This is a genomic window from Vibrio gallicus (genome assembly GCF_024346875.1).
Lineage (GTDB): Bacteria > Pseudomonadota > Gammaproteobacteria > Enterobacterales > Vibrionaceae > Vibrio > Vibrio gallicus.
In genome coordinates this window covers 671,167-692,455 of record NZ_AP024872.1, presented here as the reverse complement: position 1 = coordinate 692,455, position 21,289 = coordinate 671,167, and the positions used below count along the sequence as shown (strand labels likewise).

The window sequence follows — 21,289 nt, the reverse complement described above, 5'->3', positions numbered from 1 at the left end:
GTTTTATACTCTTAATATGCTTGAATTGAATGAAGTAGTTCTTTTAAATCTGGGTTCTGTTTCTCAAATTTTTCGTAAACAGGTTTAACTTTATCTTGGAATGAAGGAATATCTGCTTTTACGATTTCCCCACCATTTTTAATAATTTCGTCTCGAGCTTTATCGACATATGCATCCCAGTATTTATCCTGTACCTTAAGAAGTTCTTGGGTTATTTCACGAATAGTAGTTTGGTCTTTATTAGATAAACCATTCCATACTTCGGTTGACACAGCTAAGATGTCGGGAATCATTGTGTGGTGATCTTCGGTATAATATTTTGCAACTTCATAATGACGGTTTGCAAAATAGGTAGGGATGTTATTCTCTGCACCATCGACAACACCTTGTTGTAATGCTGAATACACTTCGGTAGATGAAATAGGAACAGGACTTCCTTGTAATGCTTTCATTGTATCGATGTCAATCGGTGAATTTTGTACTCGAATTTTTAGGCCTTTAATATCACTTGCTTTTTCAATCTTGTGATTTGAATAGAATCCACGAGAACCGCTAGACAGAAATGCTAAGCCAATGAAACCATCTTTTTCTGATGAAGCTAATATACCTTGTCCTACAGGGCCGCGAAGAATGCGTTTTGAATCAGCTTCAGACTTATACAAATATGGTAAAGATAGTACATTATATTCTTGTGAAAATGATGCTGTTAAGCCTCCGCCAACTTTTGCAAATGCTAATGTTCCGTTTTGAAGCATTTGAAGGCTCGATTGTTCACTACCTAAAGTTGCGTTTGGATAAACTTTAACTCGAAGGTCGGTCTTCTTAGTTACTTCTTTAGCAAACCAAGTTAATGATTGATTTACTGGATGATCCAATGGCATTGCATGAGCAAGCTTTAGAAGTTTTGCAGAAGCGCCGAATGATGCTGTGAGCGCAACAGCAGATAGCGTTAATAATATTTTTTTCATTTTTTTATCCTTTAGCCAGCATAACCAGCAAGTCGAGGTAACCACATTGAAAGACTAGGGAAAGCTACAACAGAGATAAGTCCTAAGACTAGTAACACGTATAATGGAATCAATTTAGGTACTACATCACCAAGTTTTGAATCTGAGACACTACAGCCAACAAAAAGCGCAGTACCTACAGGGGGAGTGCATATACCGATTGACAAGTTAAACACCATCATTACACCAAAATGAATAGGATTCATTCCGATATAAGTTGCTATTGGCAGCATGATTGGTGTGAATATCAAGATTGCAGGTGACATATCCATAAATGTACCTACGACCAAGAATATAATATTAATTAGAATTAATATAGCAATTGGATTATCTGAAAAGTTTAAAACGAAATTAGCAATGAATGCTGGTATATCTGAATAAGCCATAGCCCATGACATTGCGCTTGATGTTGCGATCATGAATAGAACAATCGCTGTAATGATTACACTATCAAGAACGATGCGAGATAAGTCGTTTACTTTTATTTCACGATATATAAATCCAAGAATTAAACTATACGCCACAGCAATCGCTGACGCTTCAGTAGCAGTAAAGACACCACCAACAATGCCACCCATAATAACGACTAACATTAAAAGGCTAGGTATAGCATCAATAATTGTTTTAACTACTGATTGTTCTAGTTTAATTGGCTCTTGAGGAACATCATATTTACGTCCAAACAAATATACGCCAGCCATTACACATAGTCCCATTATCATTCCTGGCACGTAACCAGCGAGGAATAAGTATTGAACGGAGCTAGTGCTAACCAATGCGTAAAGAATTAGTACATTAGATGGTGGAATTAATAGTCCTGAGGGACACGAAGCGATATTAACAGCAGCTGAGAATCCTTTTGGGTAATTTTTCTCATCTTGCATCGGGCCCATTAAACCGCCAACCGCGGCAGCTGAAGCTGTTGCAGAGCCTGATAGTGAACCAAACATCATATTAGCAATTACGTTGACGTGACACAGAGCACCAGTCATACGTCCGCCAATTAACATAGCGAAATTAATTAACCGTTTTGCTATACCTCCTGAGTTCATTAAATTACCCGCAAATATAAAGAACGGAAGCGCTAGCAAACCAAAGTTATCAAGACCACCAAGTAGTTTTTGTGTTGTTAGTACCGCAGCTTTATCAATTGGAAAATTTAAGAATATGGTTAATAGTGACGAGAATCCTATAGCAAACGCAATAGGCAATCCTATTATTAGAAACACAAATAATGCTCCGAATAACACCAATACAGGCAATAGGTCGTACATAAAGTCTGGCATATTAGCCAGATAGTGTCCGGTAAAGATTAAGTCCATTAAAGTCATTATAGATTACCACTCTTTTTTACCATTTTGTGGAAAGACTGAATAATGTCATTCACTGAGCAAAGTGAAATTATCATTCCTGAAATAGGAGCGGATAAATAAACGTATCCCATTGGTAGGTTTGTTCCAAATAAGGATAAGCTTGGTGAGACTTGATTGAATTCTAAGGTTGTTTGAACGGTAGAAAATCCGCCATATATAAGAACAATTGAGCAGAAAATCAAAACTATTGAGCTGATTATTATCGATAGAATATGTTTTCTTTTCTCAGATAGTTTTTCGATTAGGACTTCAATAGCTAAGTGGCGCTTTAGAGCATAAACATATGCGCCACCTAAAATACCAACCCATTGCATTAGGTACCGGCTTAATTCATCGGTAAATGTTGAAGGAGAATTAATGACAAACCGAGTGAATACTTGCCATATAACTGCAGATACCATTATCCACATAATGAATATTAGTAGTTTCTCTAATACTTTTGTGATGAATATCACGGCATTATTGAAGACATCCATAAGAACCTCTAAGTTTAAGTAATGTTACCTTAAATGTTATCGGTAACGTATGGGGCGAGTTTATAATCTAGTAAGGAAATATAAAATGGGTATTGACTAAAAATGTGTGTCACTTCAAATAAAAACCACAACGTATGAATAAATATGCCTATGTTGATTTGGTGTAAATCATTGTTTTTATTCAACTTTGGTTTTTTATGGTATTTGGGTCGTGACTTTGAGTTTGTGAGGTTATTGAATATTTCTATTCATTGTTTCAACTACTAAGCTAACTGATTATATTGGATGTGATGGCTTATCTTTTTAAGTCGTAAATGTTATAGTAACAGTCATGATGTCCTGGATTAGGAAGTAACGGAATGGCGACAAGTAAAGGGCGACCTTCTCTTCAAGATATTGCTGACGAAGTTGGTGTGACGAAGATGACGGTAAGTAGGTGTTTGCGGAACCCAGCAACTGTATCTGAAGTAACAAGAGAAAAAATAGCAAAGGCTATTGAAAAGATTGGGTATATACAAAATCGGGCCCCGGCAATGCTTTCTAAAGCATCGAGTAGATCTATAGGTGTGTTAATACCTTCGTTATCAAATCAAGTGTTTTCTCATTTTGTACAAGGTATTGAAGCAGTTACGAACAAACGAGGTTACGAGGTATTACTATCACATTATGGATATAATGAAGAGATAGAAGAGAGAAAGATTGACACATTACTTTCGTATCATGTCGATGGAGTGATCCTAACAAGTACATCTCACTCTGAACGAACTTTGAAAATGCTTAAAACTGCTGGGATACCAGTTATTGAAGCAATGGAGTTGACTGACAATCCAATTGACATTGTTGTTGGATTAGATCATAAGGCTGCCGCGTATGCTGCTACCCAGAAAATGATTGATAGTGGTAAGAAGCGAATCGCCTATTTTGGTGCGAGACTCGACAATCGCACTAAGTATCGTATGGAAGGTTATGATATGGCAATTAATGATGCTGGTTATCAGAAATACCATTTTCTTACATCAAATCATTCAAGTTTCACTCTTGGTCGAGAGCTATTGGATCGAGCTATGTCTGAATATTCTGATTTTGATGGTGTTTTTTGTACCAATGATGATATTGCAATCGGGGTGATTTTAGCTGCTCGAGAAAAGGGGATTCTAATTCCCCAGCAGTTAGCTGTAATTGGTTACAACGCCCTTGATATTGGACAAGCAATTACACCCAGCCTTACCAGTGTTTATACTCCCAGGTACGAAATTGGCGAGAGGAGTGCTAAATTGTTACTTGACCGAATCGAAGGATTAACTATTGACAATCAAATGCACAATCTCGGGTTCACAATTACTCAGGGTGCAAGCTCGTAATTAGTTTGATTGAAACGTCATGATATTACAAACGGTAAGGTATGAACGTTGTTTTATTTCTTCCAACTAGGCTTGTTGCCCTCAACTAAGTTCGCTTTTTCCTAGCACCCTCTCATGTAAACTCCTTGGATATATGCTAGGAAAATTTATAGATAAATTATCAAGTACGTCATTGTTCCGTGAAACGTTTTTAGAATATTTACCACATCAAGGTGCATAACATTTGAGGTTATAACTAGATATATATTGTGATTTAAGTCACGATTATATAGGTTACGGGTAACATTGGCGTATTACGAAGTGCTAAGGTGTTTTCCAGATATTTTGTGTTAGGAAAAACGACATGGAAACAGATACTGCAGTTTTTATAATAATGGGTGTATCAAGTACTGGGAAATCTACAGTTGGAAGCATGCTGGCTACTCAAGGGGGGTTTAAGTTTATCGATGGTGATGACCTACATCCGAGGGAAAATGTCCTTAAAATGTCTGGTGGCGAGGCTCTCAATGATGAAGATCGTGCTCCATGGCTAGAGCGTATTCGTGATGCTGCTTTTAGTATGCAGATGAAAAATGAGAATGGTGTCATTGTATGTTCAGCCTTGAAGAAGGCATATCGCGATAAAATTCGGGAAGGGAATGACAATGTGGTATTCCTTCATTTGCATGCAAATAAAGAGATTATCGCGGAACGAATGGAAAACCGAGAAGGGCACTTTATGCCTACAGACTTGCTACACAATCAATTCGCAACTTTAGAAATCCCAACAATTGAAGAAGCGAAAACTCATCAGATTGACGTTGCAAATGACATTGAACAAGTTGTCTTGGATTGTATAACCGCAAGCCAACAGTATTTAGGTTAAGCTATGGATACTATCATCACCCAAGTTACTAGCAACATTGCTAAAAGGAGCATGGCAAGACGCCAAGCGTATTTGAAGCGTGTAGAAAAACAGCTTCAACAGGGGCCAAACCGTTCTTCATTAGCTTGTAGTAATCTTGCTCATACAGTGTCGGTTTGTGCCGCATCTAAAAAGGATACGGTTTTGGACCTTACCAAAATTAGTATGGGAATTATCACTGCATACAACGACATGTTGAGTGCTCATCAACCGTATGAACGTTACCCTGATATGATCCGTAACGAAATGAGTAAGCTCGGGCATAGTGCTATGGTTGCAGGTGCAGTTCCAGCAATGTGTGACGGTGTGACTCAAGGTCAAGATGGTATGGATATTTCCATGTACTCACGTGATCTGATTGCGCAAGCGACTGCTGTAGGATTGAGCCACAATACATTTGACTGTGTGGCATTACTTGGTATTTGCGATAAGATTGCCCCAGGACAGATTATGGGAGCTCTTTCATTTGGCCATCTGCCAGCTTGCTTTTTACCGTCAGGTCCTATGCCGACAGGTATTTCAAATGAAGAAAAAGTGAAAATTCGCCAACAACATGTTGCTGGTGAAGTTGATGACAAGGCACTATTAAATATGGAGTGTGGTGCTTATCATTCGCCAGGTACGTGTACATTCTTTGGTACTGCCAATACCAACCAACTGGTGTTTGAGGCTATGGGATTGATGTTGCCGGGTTCAGCGTTTGTACCTGTTACTAGTGAACTTCGCCATCAATTAAACTTGCTAGCGATTCAAAATATGGTTGCAGTCTCAGGTTCTTCGGCTTCATCTCGCCCACTAGCAAAAGTAGTGGATGAAAAAGCGATAGTGAATTCTTTGGTGGCATTGATTGCCTCTGGTGGCAGTACTAACCATACGATTCATATGATTGCAGTTGCCCGAGCCGCTGGCTTCATAGTAACGTGGGATGACTTCGATGCCCTATCTAATGTAGTACCACAATTAGCTAAGGTTTATCCAAACGGTCCTGCAGATATCAATTGTTTCCAACAAGCCGGTGGCGTACCTACATTAATGAAAATGCTTGCAGACCGCGACTTAATTCATATGGACGCAACGCCAATTTATGGCACTATGCAAGATTACTTATCAATTCCGCAGCTTGATGATGGTGATGTGATTTTCCAACCCGTAATCAATAGCAATGATCCTGAGGTTATTGCACCTAACGGTTGTGAATTTAACATTCGCGGCGGTTTGAAGGTTCTTTCAGGAAACCTTGGCCGTGGTGTCATGAAGGTAAGTGCGGTTGCGAAAGAAAACCAAGTGATTACTGCACCGGCAGTGGTATTTGATTCACAATATGATGTAACTCGTGCCTATGAAAACGGTGAATTATATAAAGATTCAGTGGTTGTGGTTCGTCATAATGGTCCTGCCGCAAATGGTATGCCAGAGCTCCATAAATTAATGCCAGTATTGGGAAATGTTATGAAGAGAGGATTTAAAACTGCGCTTTTAACAGATGGTCGCTTATCTGGAGCGTCGGGTAAGGTTCCGGCTTTGATTCACTTAACTCCTGAAGCTGAACATGGTGGACCAATATCTAAGATCCAAGATGGTGATATTATCACTATTAATGGTCTTACGGGAGAAGTTAGCGTCGATGCTGATTTAGATTGTCGTAAACAGTCTAATGTTGACCAAACGGATCTTCATTACGGATCGGGTCGTGAGTTGTTTAATATTTTTCGTCGTAACATATCTAGTGCAGAGATGGGGGCGACTATCTTAGATTGAAGATACTATTGGTGTACTAAGTAACCAAAAGCCCCTACTCAATAAAGTAGGGGCTTTTGGTTTCGAAACACAGTTGTGGAGCGCTTATTATGCGGCTGCAGTTTCTACTTTTGGATATTTGGCACTGCCTACAGGTAGGATTACTCGGCCATATTCTGCATTTAGAATTTGTGCAAAAGCAAAATACATTGCTGAAGCACCGCAGAAGATACCTTCGATACCAGCGATAAAACCGAGAGTGCTGTTCTCAGTAAATTCATGTGCCGCTAGTAAGAAGAATAGGATTGTTAGAGAAGCAAATACAACTTGCTTAGCAAATGGGTAACGTAGAGAGCCAATATATAGGAAACCAGTAAAGATACCCCAAAGAGCGAAGAAGCAACCCATGAAGCCAGCGGGGCTAGCTGGGAAACCCATCTTAGGCAATGCAATAAGGCCAACTACGGTTAGCCAGAAAAGACCATATGATGTAAAAGCAGTTGTACCGAACGTATCACCACGTTTAAAGCACATCATACCAACCAATACTTGACCTAGACCACCATAGAAGATGCCCATTGCTAGGATCATAGAATCAAGTGGAAATAGACCTGCGTTATGGATGTTAAGTAATACGGTAGTCATACCGAATCCCATTAGACCTAGTGGTGCTGGATTGGCTAATTGCTTAGACATTAGTCGCCCTTCAAAAAAGTTTATAAAAAGTAAGCGCGGAGTTTAATGAAGTTCATCACAAATAGGAAAAACTCTGAGTGGAATCTATGATTACCCAAATGAATGCATCGGGATGAATATCATTTAATTCAAATAGATGGGGAAATTTTGGGGTAGGGCGTATGTATTTAGAGAAGGTGGTGGGTTATTCATATAGCGCTTAAATAACTTTGCTTTGTATATAAAAAAGGCAAAGCTAGAGTCAGCTTTGCCTTAATATTAGGAGTCTCTGTTAAGCTTACTTACGTGGCTTAGAGGTTGCAAATACGACTAGACCAATTGCTGCGACAGCACTTGATAGAGCAAATGACGTCAGATGCCCAGGAATAAAGCCATATAAAGCATAAGCAGTACCTGCAATCGCTAGTAACACAAATAGTGGTAACGCAGGAACGCGAATTAGACGCTTGGCATCAGGTTGTGTTTTACGTAGGCGCAGTACCCCTAAGAACAGTAATGCGTAAATGATCCACATCAGTGCTACCGGTAGATCGCCATACAGGTCAAAGATATTGCTGCTGACTTTAGTTGCGGCCAGAGTAAACCCAACCACCATATAGAAAGCAACCAATACCAACATAGTCACACCAGAGCGAACCGGTAGGTTGGTTTTTTCAGATACGCTTAGCAGTGCAGTTGAGCCTTTAAAGTTGCGGCGTAGTGCCAGCGAATAAGGCATACGCATGCCAAGTAGCATCAAACCATTGAAGCCACCTAGTGCTGAAATAACAATAAATAGCAATAGTGCACTACTTAGTGTGTCACCGAATAATAGGTTTGCTACCTGAGACACACCCATTTCACCTGACGCGTAGGCAGTACCATCTGCAACTGATAATAAACCAGCAGTAAATAGAACGTACACCACACCGATGATAGCCAGTCCACCTACCATAGCCAGTGGTAGGTTGCGTTGTGGCTTTTTAATTTCATGGGCGATAGTTGTTACGTAGATCCAACCATCAAATGCAAATAATACAGGGATAAGTGCAGCAGCAATTGCAGCGCCAAAGCCAACATGAGTGACTGACTCAACGGCTTGAGCGGAGGCTGTAACGCCATCACCTTTATATAGTAAGCCAAAGATCGCGATACCCAGTAGCGGGATCAGCTTAATAATGGTTGCTGCACGTTGCAGGAAGCCACCTAATGATTCTGCTAGCAAGTTTGCTGCGGCAAAAACCACAAAATACAGCGCACATAAACCAGCAAGGACTGGTAAGGTCGTGTCTATTTGTAAGAATGCGCAGGTAAAAACGGCAGAGTAATATAGGATAACGGAAAGGATAAGCGGGATATAAAGTACCGTTTGTACCCATCCTACAAAAAAGCCAAAGCGCTCACCCCAAGCCGTTTCTGAAAAAGACATCAGACCGCCAGTTTTTGACCCCATTGATGCTATTTCAGAGATAACAACACCGGCGATGGTGGTTAGCAGTGCCGCCAATATCCAAGCTGCGATAGCATATGTGCCATTGCCGCCAGTTGCTTGAAGAACTGGACCCGCTTTAAAAAAGATACCAATGCCGACTACGATACCGACGACTAAAGAAACGGCTGTGCCCAACCCGTATTTAGGCTGTAGTTTTTCTTCCACTTTCTTTTCCTTTAAGTGTTTAATTTTAACCTAGTCATAGATTGCATATAGGCAGTTGAACTGGCATGGCAAATGTAGGTTAAACAAGTTACAGATGGCGGGCAGTATAATCGAAATAGCAGTGATTTGTATCAAAATATTACAGGCAAGGGAGAAGGGATAAAGGGAATCCTCCTCGCTTTAATATCTGCTTTGTTGTGCATGTAGTTTATCCTTCGCCATGATTGGTTTGATAAAAAGGAGCGTACTACAAAGGTTTGAAACACTTTATTTAATCCTAATATGGCGCTCTCCTTTCTATAGTTATCACCCTACTGTGAATAAGCGACAATATGTGTCTTTTGTCGCTTATTTATGGTTTTGGTTGTGATTTACGTAGTTGAAGTTGGGTGAAGTAACGTGGAATCTTATTTCTCAATCGTATTTCGACGATTACCGTTTTAGATCATTGAATAAAAACAGAATGAGGTTAAATTACTTTTCAGTGATCAAAGTCTCAGGAACAGAACATGACTGAAAAAAAATTAACGCGGCGACAGATCTTAAGAGGGTCTTTTGCGACAGCAGCAACAACCGTTGCCGTGTCGGCACTCGCTTCTACTCCAAAGCTTAGCAAAGATGTTAAGTCAGTGGATTCAAGTAAGCGCTGGGGAATGGTAGTAGACCTTAGACGCTGTGTTGGCTGTCAAGCCTGTACCGTGGCATGTAAGTTTGAAAACAATGCCCCTGTTGGTCAATTTAGAACCTGGGTTAGCGATGTTGAGGTTAAAACCTATCCTGAAACCAAACGTTCGTTTGTGCCAAGACTTTGCAACCATTGTGAACACCCAAGCTGTTTATCAGTATGTCCAACTGGCGCTACCTTTAAGCGTGAAGATGGCATTGTACTGGTAGATTCAGATAAATGCTGGGGTTGTGGCTCTTGTGTTACGGCTTGCCCTTATGGCGCACGCTTTATTAACTCTGAAACCAAAATCGCTGATAAATGTACTTTCTGTGCACACCGCTTAGAAGAAGGTCTATTACCAGCATGTGCTGAGACCTGTGTAGGTGGCGCGCGTGTATTCGGTGACCTTAACGACCCTCAAAGCAATGTAAGCAAACTAATTGCTGAACATGATGTATCCGTATTAAAACCAAGTGCTGGCACCAAACCAAGTGTGTTTTATATTGACTTAACCCATTCTGAAATTGCTGACGGTGAAGTTGCACCTAATACATGGCTACTAGACCTAGAAAATAGCAGCGATGACCTCGAGCTTGGCTTTAAGGGAGTTCAAAATGATTAATATCATCAATGTCTCAAATCAGATGCCATTTGGACTTCTATTTGTAAACTATTCACTGCTAGCAGGGCTTGCGGGCGGTTTAGGCGTAACTTGGGCTATCTGCAACCAGAAACCGACTAAAAATAGCCTACCACAGTTGGTTGCCATCGCTTTGGCGTTGTGTGCAACCTTCAATGTATTAGCTGAAGTACAGCAGCAAGGCCGTTTGATCTATGGCTTGACCTCTGGTTGGGAAAACTGGAATGGCTCAATCATCAAATATGGTGTGCCTGCGATCCCTACTTTTATGGGGTTATTACTCTTAACGGTATTTGCTCCTTATAGCGCCGTTGTCGAGAAGCTATATAACCCTCTGCGCGCTGCAATTGTGATTCTTGGTCTGTTCTTGCCTGCTTATTCAGGTATTTGGATGATGAACGAACATGGTGTTGCTCTGTGGAACTCGCCTTTAACGGTTATCTTGACTTCATTGACCGGCGTGAGTGCAGGGGCTGTGTTATACAACTGCCTTGATTTCAATGCAGATGCAACGCGTAACAATGTTCTACGCACACTATTGCTAACCAGCTTAGCGATGGTGCTACTTGCAAGCTGGTGGGCAAGTCACTTTGCGGGCACTGAAGTTCATCTATCTTCTATGCTGCTAGCGACTCATTTCTCTGGCCTTGAATTAAGCGTTGTGGCTGGCTTTATTGTTGCGTTAGCTCTGCTAACAGTTCGCAATACGAAACGCAGCACCATATTAGCCTTTGTTTTCTCAGCAATCGCTGCTTATTCAGTACGTTACTGCCTATTAGTTGGCGGTGAAGGTGTGAGCCGTAGTGGTGGTGGTTTATCAATATTTGTTCCTGATCTGCATGAGTTATTTTTCACAGGCGCTTCACTATTGCTAAGCGGTGGTCTATTTGCCGCGTTACTACTAATTGTTCCTGCAACACTGCAAAGATTCGAGGACTAAGAGATGGATAGACGTAAATTTCTAAAAGGTGCGGCAGGCGTTGGTATTGTTACTGGCGGTGCGGCGTACTCTGGTATCTTCGCGCGTGCGGTTACTATGAGTAAAAATGGTATTCCAGTTAACTACAAAACCTACGGCAATTCAGATAACGTAGAGTGGCGTTTAAATAATCTTGGTCAGCATGAGATTGCACCAGACTATTGTGTTAAGCATACCACTTGTTTGCAGTGCCATTCAGAATGTGGCCTGCGTGTAAAAGTGAACAATAAAAGCGACAAGATTGAGCGCATTATTGGTAACCCATATCACCCAAATACCTTAATTGAATACACCAATATTGAGACGCCAATCAGTGCAACAGCAGCCGCTGTTGGTACAGTATGTGCGCGTGGTAATGCTGGTATCGAAACCGTTTATGATGAATACCGTATTCATCAGCCACTAAAGCGTGCTGGTAAACGTGGTGAAGGTAAGTGGAAAACGATCTCTTGGGAACAGTTGATCGCAGAAACCGTACACGGCGGTAAGATCTTTGACGATACCACCGATGAACAGAATCATGGTTTAGATGTTCGTGGTTTTAAAGCGCTTTATGCTGGTCGCGATACGCTAATTGACCCAAAAAACCCAGAGTATGGCTTTAAGAGCAACCAGTTTGTACTGCAAGCGGGACGTATTGTTAAAAGTCGTAAAGACTTCCAAACACGTTTTTGTAACTCATTTGGTACGGTCAATAACTTCGAACACACTAACATTTGTGAGCTTTCTCACCATATTGCAACCGCTGAGGTTTATGCTGGTAAGAGTAATGCGAAAGCAGACATTACTGAGTCAGAATTTATGGTGTTCTTTGGTACTGCGCCGGGTGAAGCCAACTTCCCAATGCAGACCATGGGCAAATACAGCGCTGAAGCGCGCGTAAAAGGCGCACAGATCACGGTTGTCGATCCTGTATTGCCGCGTACCGTACAGACTTCTCCAAACACTCATTGGATCTGTCCAAACGTGGGTAGTGATGGTGCAATTGCAGCGGCGATTCTGCGTAGCCTTCTCGAAACACAAAGCCACAACCAGAGCTACCTATCTCATCCAACGTTTGACGCAGCTAAGCGCAATGGTGAGCTTTCTTATAGCAACGCTTCATACCTTATTGAAGTGGAAAGCGGTAAGTTTGCGAAGCACGGCGATAAATTCCTCGTTGCTGATCAGCACGGTAATATTGTTCCGTTTGATACCGTTGATAGCGCAAATATCGAATTTAAGGGCGAGTTACACGGCAAGCAAATGGTGACTTCATTTAGCATGCTGCGTGACTCTGTATTTAGCCAAACCATGGCTCAATACAGTGAGATGTCTGGCGTTCCTGTTGAAAAATTAGAATGGCTAGCCAAAGGCATTGCTAAAGCAGGTCGTAAATCTGCTGTAGAATTCTACCGTGGTATCGCACAGCACCCGAATGGTTATTACACTGGCTTCTTGATTAACCAGATCAACGTAATGATGGGTAACATGAACTGGACTGGTGGTTTGTCTGTTGGTGGCGGTGGTTATGACTACAATAGCGGCGCATACAACTTAACTGATATTCCAGGCCTAGCCTCTAAGCCACAAGGCTTACATATCTCACGTGAGAAAATGGCTTACGAAGACTCAAGCGAGTTTAAGCGTAAAGTGGCAGCAGGGCAGAACCCTTACCCAGCACCACGTCCATGGTTCCCAATTACCAAAGATGTGTTTAGTGAGATCATTCCATCGTTGATTGAAGGCTACCCATACAAAGCTGACATTCTAATGTGGCACATGTGTACGCCGTTATACTCAACGCCAGCGACGGGCCGTGATGAGATCATCGCTAAGATTTCTGATCCAAAACAAGTACCATTGCTACTTGCATCAGATATCGTAGTGGGTGATAGCTCAGCATATGCTGACTACATCATTCCTGATCTGACTTATCTTGAGCAGTTTGTTCACCATCCAATGATGGAAGCAACCATGGTTAAAGGTACTGCAGTACGTACTCCTGTGATTGAGCCAACGACAGCCAAAACCGCTAAAGGCTTCCATATGAGCTACGAGCAGTTCTTGATTGATGTGGCAATTGAACTGCAAATGCCTGGCTTTGGTGAAAAAGCGATCCCAGATAGCTTTGGTAAATTGTGGCCGCTAAATACAATGTCGGATTACTACATCAAAGGTATCGCCAACCTAGCGCATAACTTTGGTTCTGTGCCGGAAGTAACAGATGAAGAGTTGCGTATTACTGGGCTAGATACTTTCTACAGTAAACACAAAGATACCTTGAAGGCGAACGAGTGGCTGGACGTGTTGTTTGCCATTAGTCGTGGTGGTCTGTTTGACTCAGCTGATACGCGTCGTAAAGGCGATCAATTGACCCATCAATTCAATGGCTGCATCTCTCTATATTCAGAGAAAGTTGCGCAAACTTTTGATAGTATGACGGGCAAACGCTTTAAAGGACAGGCACATAATGCGCCTTCTGTCACTGCGCTTGATAAGCCAATCTCAGAGCTAGATAAAGGCTTTGATATGACTATCTTGACTCGCAAGTCAGCACTTCAGAGTCACTCTCGTCTCTCTGGTGCCAGCTCGATTCGTCAAATTACGCCAACTAACTACGCTGAAATCAATAAGCGTACTGGTGAAGCAAAAGGCCTAAAATCGGGTGACATGATCTGGATTGAGAGCGTTAACGGTAAGCGTAAGGCAGAAGTGAAGCTGCGTGAAGGTATTGCTGAAAATGCAATCAGCTTTATTGTAGGTTTTGGTCACAATGGCTACGGCGCATCTGATTACTTAGTTGATAACAAGCTGGTTAAAGGCAGTAAACAGCGTAAAGCTGGCTTCAACTTAAACCCAATTATGCGTACCGACCCTGATGTTGAAAATATGGGATTAATGGACAAAGTAGGTGGTTCTACTGTGTTTTATGATACTAAGGCTCGTATCGTAAAAGCTTAATTTCACAGTACTTTATATAGAATGAATAATGCTCGACGTAAGTCGGGCATTATTTTTATGTGCGGTAGTTATATCAACTATAATTTCTCTTATTAATGATATTTTATGAGTATTCACGCTATCAATTGTTTGCATATTAACTAATTAGTAACCTAAATGTAGGCGATATTTCTTTTAACTAACTCACATTGTTTGATGCTTAAATTTGGTAACTATGATTTCATTTGTATAATGGGTCTCCCTAATAGAGGCTTATTATGAAAACTATTAACCGTAAAACGTTAGTAGAAAGGAAGCTACGAAATATACTTAAACACAACCCAGATCTTAAGTTTCAGGTTGAACAACATAGTGCAGGAAGCCTTAAAGTCGTCATTTATGAAGGTTGGTGCGCACAAAGTACCCCTCTAATTTTATCTCGCTCAGATGTAATTTTTCTACTGTTTGAAGACCCTAAAACAGCGGATAAATTAATTGATTTTTGTCTGCATTTTGAGGCCCAAATTGAAGAGGGTGACTGGCCTATGGGACTTGCAGGAGGGACTGCATAGTGCCAATTGCCAGAGTAACGATGCTAGAAACTGCATTAGAAAATATGTTTGATCCTGCGTTTGGTCTTACATTTAGTGTCACAGATATCGGGGCGGGGAAAATAAAGGTAATTTTCAAGTATAGAGAATACAACTGCAGCCAACCTATGATTCTGATGCGAGACGAGGTACGGGCGTTTCTATATGCTGAAGAAGCAATTAGGGCGGATGTGTATAATGTGGGGATTCAATTTAAACTGCATTCACAAACCAGTCAAAATCGAGTACCTGCTGCAGAGCTAGAATTTATTTAGACCTATATAAGTTAAAAAGGCGATCGTAATGATCGCCTTTTTAGTTGCTTATCCCAACTGACGAGGTTCTTCGATAAGCCTAAATATAATAAGGTGTAACATGTATTGTTAATACATTTATATTGAATAATGAGATCCCATATTTTATAGGCTTAATTATCAACAGTTGCGTCACATGTCATTAATATATGTACAGCAATTAAATGTTCAGTTACTCGTTATTTTTTCATCATTTTTGCAAGGTCAGCAAATGGATTGTGAGTCGCTGACTGGTGATCATCAGCTCTCGCGGTGGCTTCAACACCATAGCGTTCATGATCAACATACTTTGAATGCTCATGATCATGGCAATATAAACATAGTAATTCCCAGTTACTGCCGTCTTCTGGGTTATTGGTATGGTCATGGTCAATATGGTGTACAGTAAGTTCGCGAAGGTTTGAATAAACAAACTCTCTTGCGCATTTTCCACAAACCCAAGGATAAAGCTTTAGGGCTTTATCTCTATATCCCTTTTCCAAGCGCGCATATGCTGAACTTGATCCGTTGTAGTCTGATGACATAGTGATTTACCGATAATGAAAGTTAATTAATGTTATCACACTCATCATTTACAAGGGGAGCATATCAGCAAAGCCTAGCGACTTTAGTTACGAAAATTTAGCGTATGTGGTTTGTAGAACATTCCCCGTTACCACAATCTAGATTAATAATGCGGTTATTCATCCGCATCACGTTTGGCGTAGTAACTTGGCTTATAATCGTGATCTATGTCTAACTAATTGAATCTAATTTGATTTATTCATAAATAAATCGAATAATTGTCGTTATGCAATCGGTTGATTGTGCGCAGGGGGACTATCTGGTCTCCCGAGGTCGTGTTTTGAACACGACCGCATTTTGGCGCATTGATTGCTAGATTGTGAATGTATAACAAGGACATATCATGAAATGGAAATTCGCGTCATTGACGCTAGTTACGGCTTTTTCTGCTCAGGTTTCTGCAAACGAATGTGGCACGGTAACTATTGCGGATATGAACTGGAACTCTGCCAGTGTTATTGCCAATGTAGATCGCTTTATTCTCGAACATGGCTATGGATGTGACGCTGAGCTTATCCCTGGCGACACTATGCCAACGGCTACCTCAATGATTGAAAAAGGCCAGCCAGATATCGCACCTGAACTGTGGACTAACTCAGTAAAAGAAGCGGTTGATGAGGGCGTGAAAGAAGGACGCCTTGCTTACGCCGGCAAAGCACTCGTTGATGGTGGTGAAGAAGGCTTTTGGGTTCCTGCCTATATGGTTAAACAGTATCCTGAACTTAAGACTATTGAAGGCGTGAAGAAACACGCTAAATTATTTGACCACCCAGAGGTTTCTGATGCCGCTGGATTCTATGGCTGTCCAGCAGGCTGGGGATGCCAGATCTCTGGTGGTAACTTATTTGAGGCTCTGAATCTTAAAGAAGCCGGCTTTGAACTTATTGATCCAGGCTCAAGCGCAGGGCTTTCAGGCTCTATTGCCAAAGCTTATGAGCGCAAGCAAGGTTGGTTCGGTTACTACTGGGCTCCTACTGCGGTTCTTGGTAAGTATGAAATGGTTAAGGTAGATTTTGGAAGTGGCGTGAACGAGGAAGAGTTCCTAAATTGTACCACTCAAGATTCATGTGAAAATCCGAAAGTAACCATGTATCCACCATCACCAGTTAACACTGTTGTTGTGACCAGCTTCTCAAATGATAATCCTGCTGCCATGGAATACCTCGGCAAGCGAGGCTTTAAAAACTCAGATATGAATAAGCTATTGGCTTGGATGGAAGACGAGCAAGCTGATTCTGAAGATGCTATGTACCACTTCTTTGAAACCTCTCCAGAAATTTGGAAGCAATGGGTTCCTGCGGATGTCGCGAAAAAAGTTGCAGCTAAGCTTTAATCTATCTTAAGGGCCAATAGGCCTAATAAATATATGGGTAACCTTAGGTTACCCATTGTCGTTAAAGGAATTAATGATGTCCGGTAGTAGTTGGTTAACCGAGTTTCCTGAGATGGACCGCAGCTCTTTGCGCGATATTCGTAAAACCCTAGATGGTGCCTATAAAGAGTTTTCTCGCGAGTATGGCGACCTAATAGAATCCCTTTTTGATCCCCTTCTTTCATTTTTAGTTTGGTTCGAAAGATTGTTACTCGCCACACCGTGGTGGATTGTTCTTATTGTTATTACTGCGCTGGTTTACGTAGCGAGTCGCTCGATTAAACTCACAGTTGCAGGCGTGGTAGCATTATTGCTAATTGGGTATTTTGGCATGTGGGAAGATACCATGCGTACCCTGAGTATTATTACAGTGTGTACCTTATTAGCCATTGTGCTTGGGATTCCGATAGGCATTGCGATGGCGCGCTCTAATCGTATCCAAAGCGTGGTTACGCCTATCTTAGATGTGATGCAAACCATGCCGGCCTTTGTCTACTTGATCCCTGTGGTTATGTTGCTTGGCATTGGCAAGATCCCAGGCTTAATTGCGGTGGTGATATACGCTATTCCGCCAGTGATTCGACTCACCAATCTAGGCATTCGCCTGGTGGATCGAGAAGTTATGGAAGCGGCAACCGCCTTTGGTGCTAGCGCGAAGCAACGTCTATTTGGAGTGCAATTACCCCTAGCTATGCCAACTATCATGGCGGGTATCAACCAAACCGTAATGATGGCGTTATCTATGGTCGTTATTGCCTCTATGATTGGGGTTAAGGGATTGGGACAGCCGGTATTGAAATCTATTACCAATCAATACTTTACCTTGGGCCTTCTCAATGGATTCGCCATTGTAGCATTAGCCATTTTAATTGACCGAGCCTCGCAAGCCTATGCGAAGAGAACTCAAGCGCACTTGGGAGATCTAAAGCATGACTAAAACACTGATAAAAATTGAAGGCCTATACAAGATCTTTGGACCTAAACCAGAATCTATTTTGCCGATGGTTAAACAAGGGGCAACGAAAGATGATGTGCTGGCTAAAACCGGCCACACCGTAGGCCTTAAGGATATTAACCTAGAGATAGGGCAAGGTGAAATCTTCGTCATCATGGGCCTCTCGGGTTCAGGAAAGTCGACCTTGATTCGCCACTTTAACCGCTTGATAGACCCAACGGCGGGGCGTATAGATGTGCAGGGTGAAGATGTGATGTCATTTTCAGCTAAAGATCTAGAAGCATTTCGACGCCATAAAATGTCGATGGTATTTCAGCGCTTTGGTTTATTCCCCCATCGCAAGGTGATTGACAATGTTGGCTATGGCCTTGAGGTGCAAGGGATAGAAAAGTCACAACGCCTAGCAAAAGCCAGTGAATGGCTTGAGACAGTTGGACTGCAAGGCTATCGCGACCAATATCCATCTCAATTATCTGGTGGTCAGCAGCAACGCGTCGGTTTGGCACGGGCATTGTGTACCGATGCTGAAATCTTACTGATGGACGAGGCTTTCTCGGCGTTAGATCCTTTGATTCGAAGCGAGATGCAAGATCAGTTAATCGAGCTTCAGGATAAGCTGCATAAGACAATCGTGTTTATTACCCATGATCTCGATGAAGCGCTTAGGATTGGAGACAAGATTGCGATCCTAAAAGATGGTGAGCTGGTACAGCAGGGGACACCTGACGATATCTTGCTAAATCCGGCAACGGATTATGTGGAAGCATTTGTTAAAGACGTAAATAGAGCTAGAGCGCTTACGGTAGAAACCGTGATGCAAAAACCTGCTTTACGTATTACCACGAACACCATCGACGAAGCACTTAAACAGATGCGCAGATCTAACTCTGAGTACGGCTATCACGTTACCGATGATGTCTACCAAGGCGTATTGACTGAAGAGACCTTACAAGAAGCCGCTGATGGTGATGAGTTTGAGTCTATTGAGCCATGTTTGTATGAGGAGGTTCCGACGGTATCTTCTGATGACGCAATTGAAACCGTACTTACTGATTCGATCTCATCTGATTACTCTTTACCAGTAATCAATGAAGATGGTGAATTAGAAGGGGCGCTAGAGAGGGAGAAGGTCGCGGATATCTTCTCTGAAAAAGAGAAAGAAACAACGCCTTAGGGTTAATTGCTATTTAGGTATAGAAGGTAAAAATTAGGCTATAAAAAGGAAAAAGCCGAAGACAATGTCTTCGGCTTTTTAAAATCTGCTATTTACCAGCAACCTGTGCAGTTTGTTGGCTTTGTGGCATATGGTTCATCTGATCGACTACATCGTAAGTAATAACGTAAGTAACCAATAAGATTAAAGGAATAAATCTCAACCAAGATTTCATTGTGAGTGCTCCTACAATTTAACTGCGATAAAGGTAGCATCGCTGTGGTTTATTCAACAGCTCTAATAGCGCAATGTTATGTCTCACTTTACGTTGTATAGGGTCACATCATCATAATATTTTTGTATATGATTGATTATATTAAGACTTATGTTGCAGGGGCTTGGTAGACAATACCATTGCGCCCAAGCCCACGTTTGACATTGGTACACAGTTTGCCAAAGCGTCGGATATCATCAAAATTTGGTGTGTGTCCTCTATCGAGATAGCTTTCCCAATAGCTGAGCTCAGTGTCTACCAATTCCATCAGCTTTTTAGGGCAACCGACACAATTGGTGCCATCTCCACATACAAAGGTTTCTTCCTCGTATAGTGGGAATTGTTGTTTGGCTTGGGCAATGATATTACGCATTGCGGTCGTTCTATCAGGCTTCTTTGTCATAGGTGGCACAGGTTACACAATAATCAATAGCATGTCACTTTAGTCAGGGTAGCGCTGTTTAAATGAATGAAGATTGAGTATCAGGTTGCCAATAAACAATAAGGCTATCGATGCAATTAATATCTGAGTGGGAGGCAGTTGCAGCTTAGCAGTTAAAGCGGGGGTGACGCCTGCAACAAATGCAGAGATTGAGCCTACCAGTGAGCTAGCCGTACCAGCCTTTGTTGAAACAATGGAAAAGGCATACACAAAGGTATGAATATAGGTAATTGATGCACAAAAGAAGCAGATAGCGGGAAATAGGATGAACATCCAGATCTGTGCACCGATAGTAATATAAAAAATCGCAAGTACGATACCACTGCCAATCCCTGCAATATAGACTCGATAGAGCCACTGCTTGGTCCACAGTTTGCGGTTTAAAAGCCAGCGATAAAACATCTGCCCTGTAAACCAACATAGCCCCATGAATAGACTGACATGGCCATAGAAATCCGCACTTTTATTAAAGCCATCTTGAAAAATATAAGTAGCGAATACGTTAAACGATGCAATGATGGCATAGGTCATTCCTGCGCCTATACAAAGTTTAATAAACTGATCTTTGGTCAATACATATGAGTAAGCGTCGACTAAAGAGCTCATATTAAAGTGAATTTTATTGCGCACTGTTTCAGATAAAAACAGTGTAATCCAGATTGCGATAACGCCACTTAACCCTGCCAAGGCAAAGAAAACCGCCTGCCACCCAAACCATGTTTGCAGATATCCACCAATAAAAGGCGCGATGATAGGCCCCATAGCCCATACCAAACCCATACTGGCGAAGTGTTTACTTAGTTCGTCGCCTTCAAATACATCCGCTAAGATTGCTCTAGCAATAACCCCAAAAAATCCGGCACAGATCCCCTGTACAACACGCAATACAATCAGCTGGTTTAAGCTTGTGACATAGGCACACAAAAAAAGGCTAATGCTAAACAATAACGCACTGGTACAACACAGCCATTTGCGGCCAACGACATCGGAAATATATCCAGAAACAATCTGAGTCATAGCGTAAGCCATTAAATATGACGATACGATAAGGCTCCCAGAATGGGCATTTTCACCAAAATGACGGGTGATCGCTGGCAGTGAAGGAACCATAATATCCACTGCAAACCCTAAAACAAGGGTAAGTGAAAATACGCAGATAAAGCAGTTGGTTTGGGTTTTATTCATTATTATGCGTCGATTGTATAGTGACCATCAGTATAGGTGACA

The 21,289-nt window shown here is 41.6% G+C and carries 20 protein-coding genes; 11 read left to right on the top strand and 9 right to left on the bottom strand.

Going from position 1 to position 21,289, the window contains the following annotated elements:
- Positions 1 to 11 precede the first annotated feature (11 nt).
- From OCU28_RS14800 to OCU28_RS14790, 3 genes are read right to left on the bottom strand one after another with little or no spacing between them, the layout of a single operon-like run.
- Positions 12 to 968 carry a TRAP transporter substrate-binding protein gene (locus OCU28_RS14800; protein WP_261817659.1) on the bottom strand — a complete coding sequence of 319 codons (957 nt, stop codon included), beginning with the start codon at positions 966 to 968 and terminating at the stop codon, positions 12 to 14.
- Positions 969 to 979: 11 nt separating this feature from the next.
- Entirely contained in the window at positions 980 to 2,281 is a 1,302-nt protein-coding gene (locus OCU28_RS14795; RefSeq protein WP_261818280.1) for a TRAP transporter large permease, read from the bottom strand.
- Positions 2,282 to 2,337: 56 nt separating this feature from the next.
- Positions 2,338 to 2,856, bottom strand: coding sequence for a TRAP transporter small permease (locus OCU28_RS14790; protein WP_261817658.1), 519 nt, complete (start codon positions 2,854 to 2,856; stop codon positions 2,338 to 2,340).
- Positions 2,857 to 3,215: 359 nt separating this feature from the next.
- On the opposite strand from OCU28_RS14790, the gene OCU28_RS14785 reads away from it, so the two are divergent.
- The 3 genes from OCU28_RS14785 to edd all read left to right on the top strand — a co-directional run bounded on the left by OCU28_RS14785 (position 3,216) and on the right by edd (position 6,879).
- Positions 3,216 to 4,217: a substrate-binding domain-containing protein gene (locus OCU28_RS14785; protein ID WP_261817657.1), complete on the top strand. Its 1,002-nt coding sequence runs from the start codon at positions 3,216 to 3,218 to the stop codon at positions 4,215 to 4,217.
- A gap of 343 nt (positions 4,218 to 4,560) precedes the next feature.
- Entirely contained in the window at positions 4,561 to 5,082 is a 522-nt protein-coding gene (locus OCU28_RS14780; RefSeq protein ID WP_261817656.1) for a gluconokinase, read from the top strand.
- 3 nt (positions 5,083 to 5,085) lie between these two features.
- Positions 5,086 to 6,879: a phosphogluconate dehydratase gene (gene edd / locus OCU28_RS14775; protein ID WP_261817655.1), complete on the top strand. Its 1,794-nt coding sequence runs from the start codon at positions 5,086 to 5,088 to the stop codon at positions 6,877 to 6,879.
- An 87-nt stretch (positions 6,880 to 6,966) separates the two neighbouring features.
- Here edd and OCU28_RS14770 read toward each other — a convergent pair whose 3' ends face one another.
- Both OCU28_RS14770 and OCU28_RS14765 read right to left on the bottom strand, forming a co-directional pair.
- Positions 6,967 to 7,554 carry an acetate uptake transporter gene (locus OCU28_RS14770; RefSeq protein ID WP_261817654.1) on the bottom strand — a complete coding sequence of 196 codons (588 nt, stop codon included), beginning with the start codon at positions 7,552 to 7,554 and terminating at the stop codon, positions 6,967 to 6,969.
- 277 nt (positions 7,555 to 7,831) lie between these two features.
- Positions 7,832 to 9,190, bottom strand: a complete 1,359-nt coding sequence (locus OCU28_RS14765; RefSeq protein WP_261817653.1) for an APC family permease — start codon at positions 9,188 to 9,190, stop codon at positions 7,832 to 7,834.
- Positions 9,191 to 9,699: 509 nt separating this feature from the next.
- Here OCU28_RS14765 and dsrO point away from each other — a divergent pair.
- From dsrO to OCU28_RS14740, 5 genes are all read left to right on the top strand, one after another.
- The gene (gene dsrO / locus OCU28_RS14760) at positions 9,700 to 10,479 is read left to right on the top strand and encodes a sulfate reduction electron transfer complex DsrMKJOP subunit DsrO (RefSeq protein WP_261817652.1); all 780 of its coding nucleotides are present in this window, start codon (positions 9,700 to 9,702) and stop codon (positions 10,477 to 10,479) included.
- Entirely contained in the window at positions 10,472 to 11,437 is a 966-nt protein-coding gene (locus OCU28_RS14755; protein WP_261817651.1) for a hypothetical protein, read from the top strand. Before dsrO ends, OCU28_RS14755 begins: the two co-directional genes overlap by 8 nt.
- Positions 11,438 to 11,440: 3 nt before the next feature.
- The gene (locus OCU28_RS14750; protein ID WP_261817650.1) at positions 11,441 to 14,419 is read left to right on the top strand and encodes a molybdopterin-dependent oxidoreductase; all 2,979 of its coding nucleotides are present in this window, start codon (positions 11,441 to 11,443) and stop codon (positions 14,417 to 14,419) included.
- A gap of 257 nt (positions 14,420 to 14,676) precedes the next feature.
- Positions 14,677 to 14,970, top strand: a complete 294-nt coding sequence (locus tag OCU28_RS14745) for a hypothetical protein (RefSeq protein WP_261817649.1) — start codon at positions 14,677 to 14,679, stop codon at positions 14,968 to 14,970.
- Positions 14,970 to 15,263 carry a hypothetical protein gene (locus tag OCU28_RS14740; protein WP_261817648.1) on the top strand — a complete coding sequence of 98 codons (294 nt, stop codon included), beginning with the start codon at positions 14,970 to 14,972 and terminating at the stop codon, positions 15,261 to 15,263. Before OCU28_RS14745 ends, OCU28_RS14740 begins: the two co-directional genes overlap by 1 nt.
- 218 nt (positions 15,264 to 15,481) lie before the next feature.
- Here the strand turns inward: OCU28_RS14740 and OCU28_RS14735 are convergent, their stop codons facing one another.
- Positions 15,482 to 15,826 carry a YajD family HNH nuclease gene (locus tag OCU28_RS14735; RefSeq protein ID WP_261817647.1) on the bottom strand — a complete coding sequence of 115 codons (345 nt, stop codon included), beginning with the start codon at positions 15,824 to 15,826 and terminating at the stop codon, positions 15,482 to 15,484.
- A 383-nt stretch (positions 15,827 to 16,209) separates the two neighbouring features.
- On the opposite strand from OCU28_RS14735, the gene OCU28_RS14730 reads away from it, so the two are divergent.
- The 3 genes from OCU28_RS14730 (at position 16,210) to OCU28_RS14720 (ending at position 19,367) form a co-directional block, all read left to right on the top strand.
- Complete coding sequence (locus OCU28_RS14730; RefSeq protein WP_261817646.1) at positions 16,210 to 17,199, top strand: ABC transporter substrate-binding protein; 990 nt, start codon at positions 16,210 to 16,212, stop codon at positions 17,197 to 17,199.
- 76 nt (positions 17,200 to 17,275) lie between these two features.
- On the top strand, positions 17,276 to 18,175 hold the full coding sequence (locus tag OCU28_RS14725; protein ID WP_261817645.1) for an ABC transporter permease: 900 nt from the start codon (positions 17,276 to 17,278) through the stop codon (positions 18,173 to 18,175).
- Positions 18,168 to 19,367, top strand: a complete 1,200-nt coding sequence (locus OCU28_RS14720) for a quaternary amine ABC transporter ATP-binding protein (protein ID WP_261817644.1) — start codon at positions 18,168 to 18,170, stop codon at positions 19,365 to 19,367. Before OCU28_RS14725 ends, OCU28_RS14720 begins: the two co-directional genes overlap by 8 nt.
- Positions 19,368 to 19,455: 88 nt before the next feature.
- Here the strand turns inward: OCU28_RS14720 and OCU28_RS14715 are convergent, their stop codons facing one another.
- From OCU28_RS14715 to OCU28_RS14705, 3 genes are all read right to left on the bottom strand, one after another.
- Positions 19,456 to 19,581 carry a hypothetical protein gene (locus OCU28_RS14715; protein WP_261817643.1) on the bottom strand — a complete coding sequence of 42 codons (126 nt, stop codon included), beginning with the start codon at positions 19,579 to 19,581 and terminating at the stop codon, positions 19,456 to 19,458.
- Between the two features lie 148 nt (positions 19,582 to 19,729).
- Entirely contained in the window at positions 19,730 to 20,023 is a 294-nt protein-coding gene (locus OCU28_RS14710; protein WP_261817642.1) for a hypothetical protein, read from the bottom strand.
- A 39-nt stretch (positions 20,024 to 20,062) separates the two neighbouring features.
- Positions 20,063 to 21,247, bottom strand: coding sequence for an MFS transporter (locus tag OCU28_RS14705; protein WP_261817641.1), 1,185 nt, complete (start codon positions 21,245 to 21,247; stop codon positions 20,063 to 20,065).
- Positions 21,248 to 21,289: the final 42 nt, after the last annotated feature.

Excerpts from the sequence above, each read along its gene's own strand:
- OCU28_RS14715 (WP_261817643.1), bottom strand. The coding sequence starts at position 19,581 with ATGAAATCTTGGTTGAGATTTATTCCTTTAATCTTATTGGTTACTTAC.
- OCU28_RS14790 (WP_261817658.1), bottom strand. The coding sequence starts at position 2,856 with ATGGATGTCTTCAATAATGCCGTGATATTCATCACAAAAGTATTAGAG.
- OCU28_RS14730 (WP_261817646.1), top strand. The coding sequence starts at position 16,210 with ATGAAATGGAAATTCGCGTCATTGACGCTAGTTACGGCTTTTTCTGCT.
- dsrO (WP_261817652.1), top strand. The coding sequence starts at position 9,700 with ATGACTGAAAAAAAATTAACGCGGCGACAGATCTTAAGAGGGTCTTTT.
- OCU28_RS14710 (WP_261817642.1), bottom strand. The coding sequence starts at position 20,023 with ATGACAAAGAAGCCTGATAGAACGACCGCAATGCGTAATATCATTGCC.
- OCU28_RS14720 (WP_261817644.1), top strand. The coding sequence starts at position 18,168 with ATGACTAAAACACTGATAAAAATTGAAGGCCTATACAAGATCTTTGGA.
- OCU28_RS14780 (WP_261817656.1), top strand. The coding sequence starts at position 4,561 with ATGGAAACAGATACTGCAGTTTTTATAATAATGGGTGTATCAAGTACT.
- OCU28_RS14735 (WP_261817647.1), bottom strand. The coding sequence starts at position 15,826 with ATGTCATCAGACTACAACGGATCAAGTTCAGCATATGCGCGCTTGGAA.
- OCU28_RS14795 (WP_261818280.1), bottom strand. The coding sequence starts at position 2,281 with ATGTACGACCTATTGCCTGTATTGGTGTTATTCGGAGCATTATTTGTG.
- OCU28_RS14725 (WP_261817645.1), top strand. The coding sequence starts at position 17,276 with ATGTCCGGTAGTAGTTGGTTAACCGAGTTTCCTGAGATGGACCGCAGC.
- OCU28_RS14770 (WP_261817654.1), bottom strand. The coding sequence starts at position 7,554 with ATGTCTAAGCAATTAGCCAATCCAGCACCACTAGGTCTAATGGGATTC.
- OCU28_RS14755 (WP_261817651.1), top strand. The coding sequence starts at position 10,472 with ATGATTAATATCATCAATGTCTCAAATCAGATGCCATTTGGACTTCTA.
- OCU28_RS14705 (WP_261817641.1), bottom strand. The coding sequence starts at position 21,247 with ATGAATAAAACCCAAACCAACTGCTTTATCTGCGTATTTTCACTTACC.
- OCU28_RS14800 (WP_261817659.1), bottom strand. The coding sequence starts at position 968 with ATGAAAAAAATATTATTAACGCTATCTGCTGTTGCGCTCACAGCATCA.
- OCU28_RS14785 (WP_261817657.1), top strand. The coding sequence starts at position 3,216 with ATGGCGACAAGTAAAGGGCGACCTTCTCTTCAAGATATTGCTGACGAA.
- OCU28_RS14750 (WP_261817650.1), top strand. The coding sequence starts at position 11,441 with ATGGATAGACGTAAATTTCTAAAAGGTGCGGCAGGCGTTGGTATTGTT.
- OCU28_RS14745 (WP_261817649.1), top strand. The coding sequence starts at position 14,677 with ATGAAAACTATTAACCGTAAAACGTTAGTAGAAAGGAAGCTACGAAAT.
- edd (WP_261817655.1), top strand. The coding sequence starts at position 5,086 with ATGGATACTATCATCACCCAAGTTACTAGCAACATTGCTAAAAGGAGC.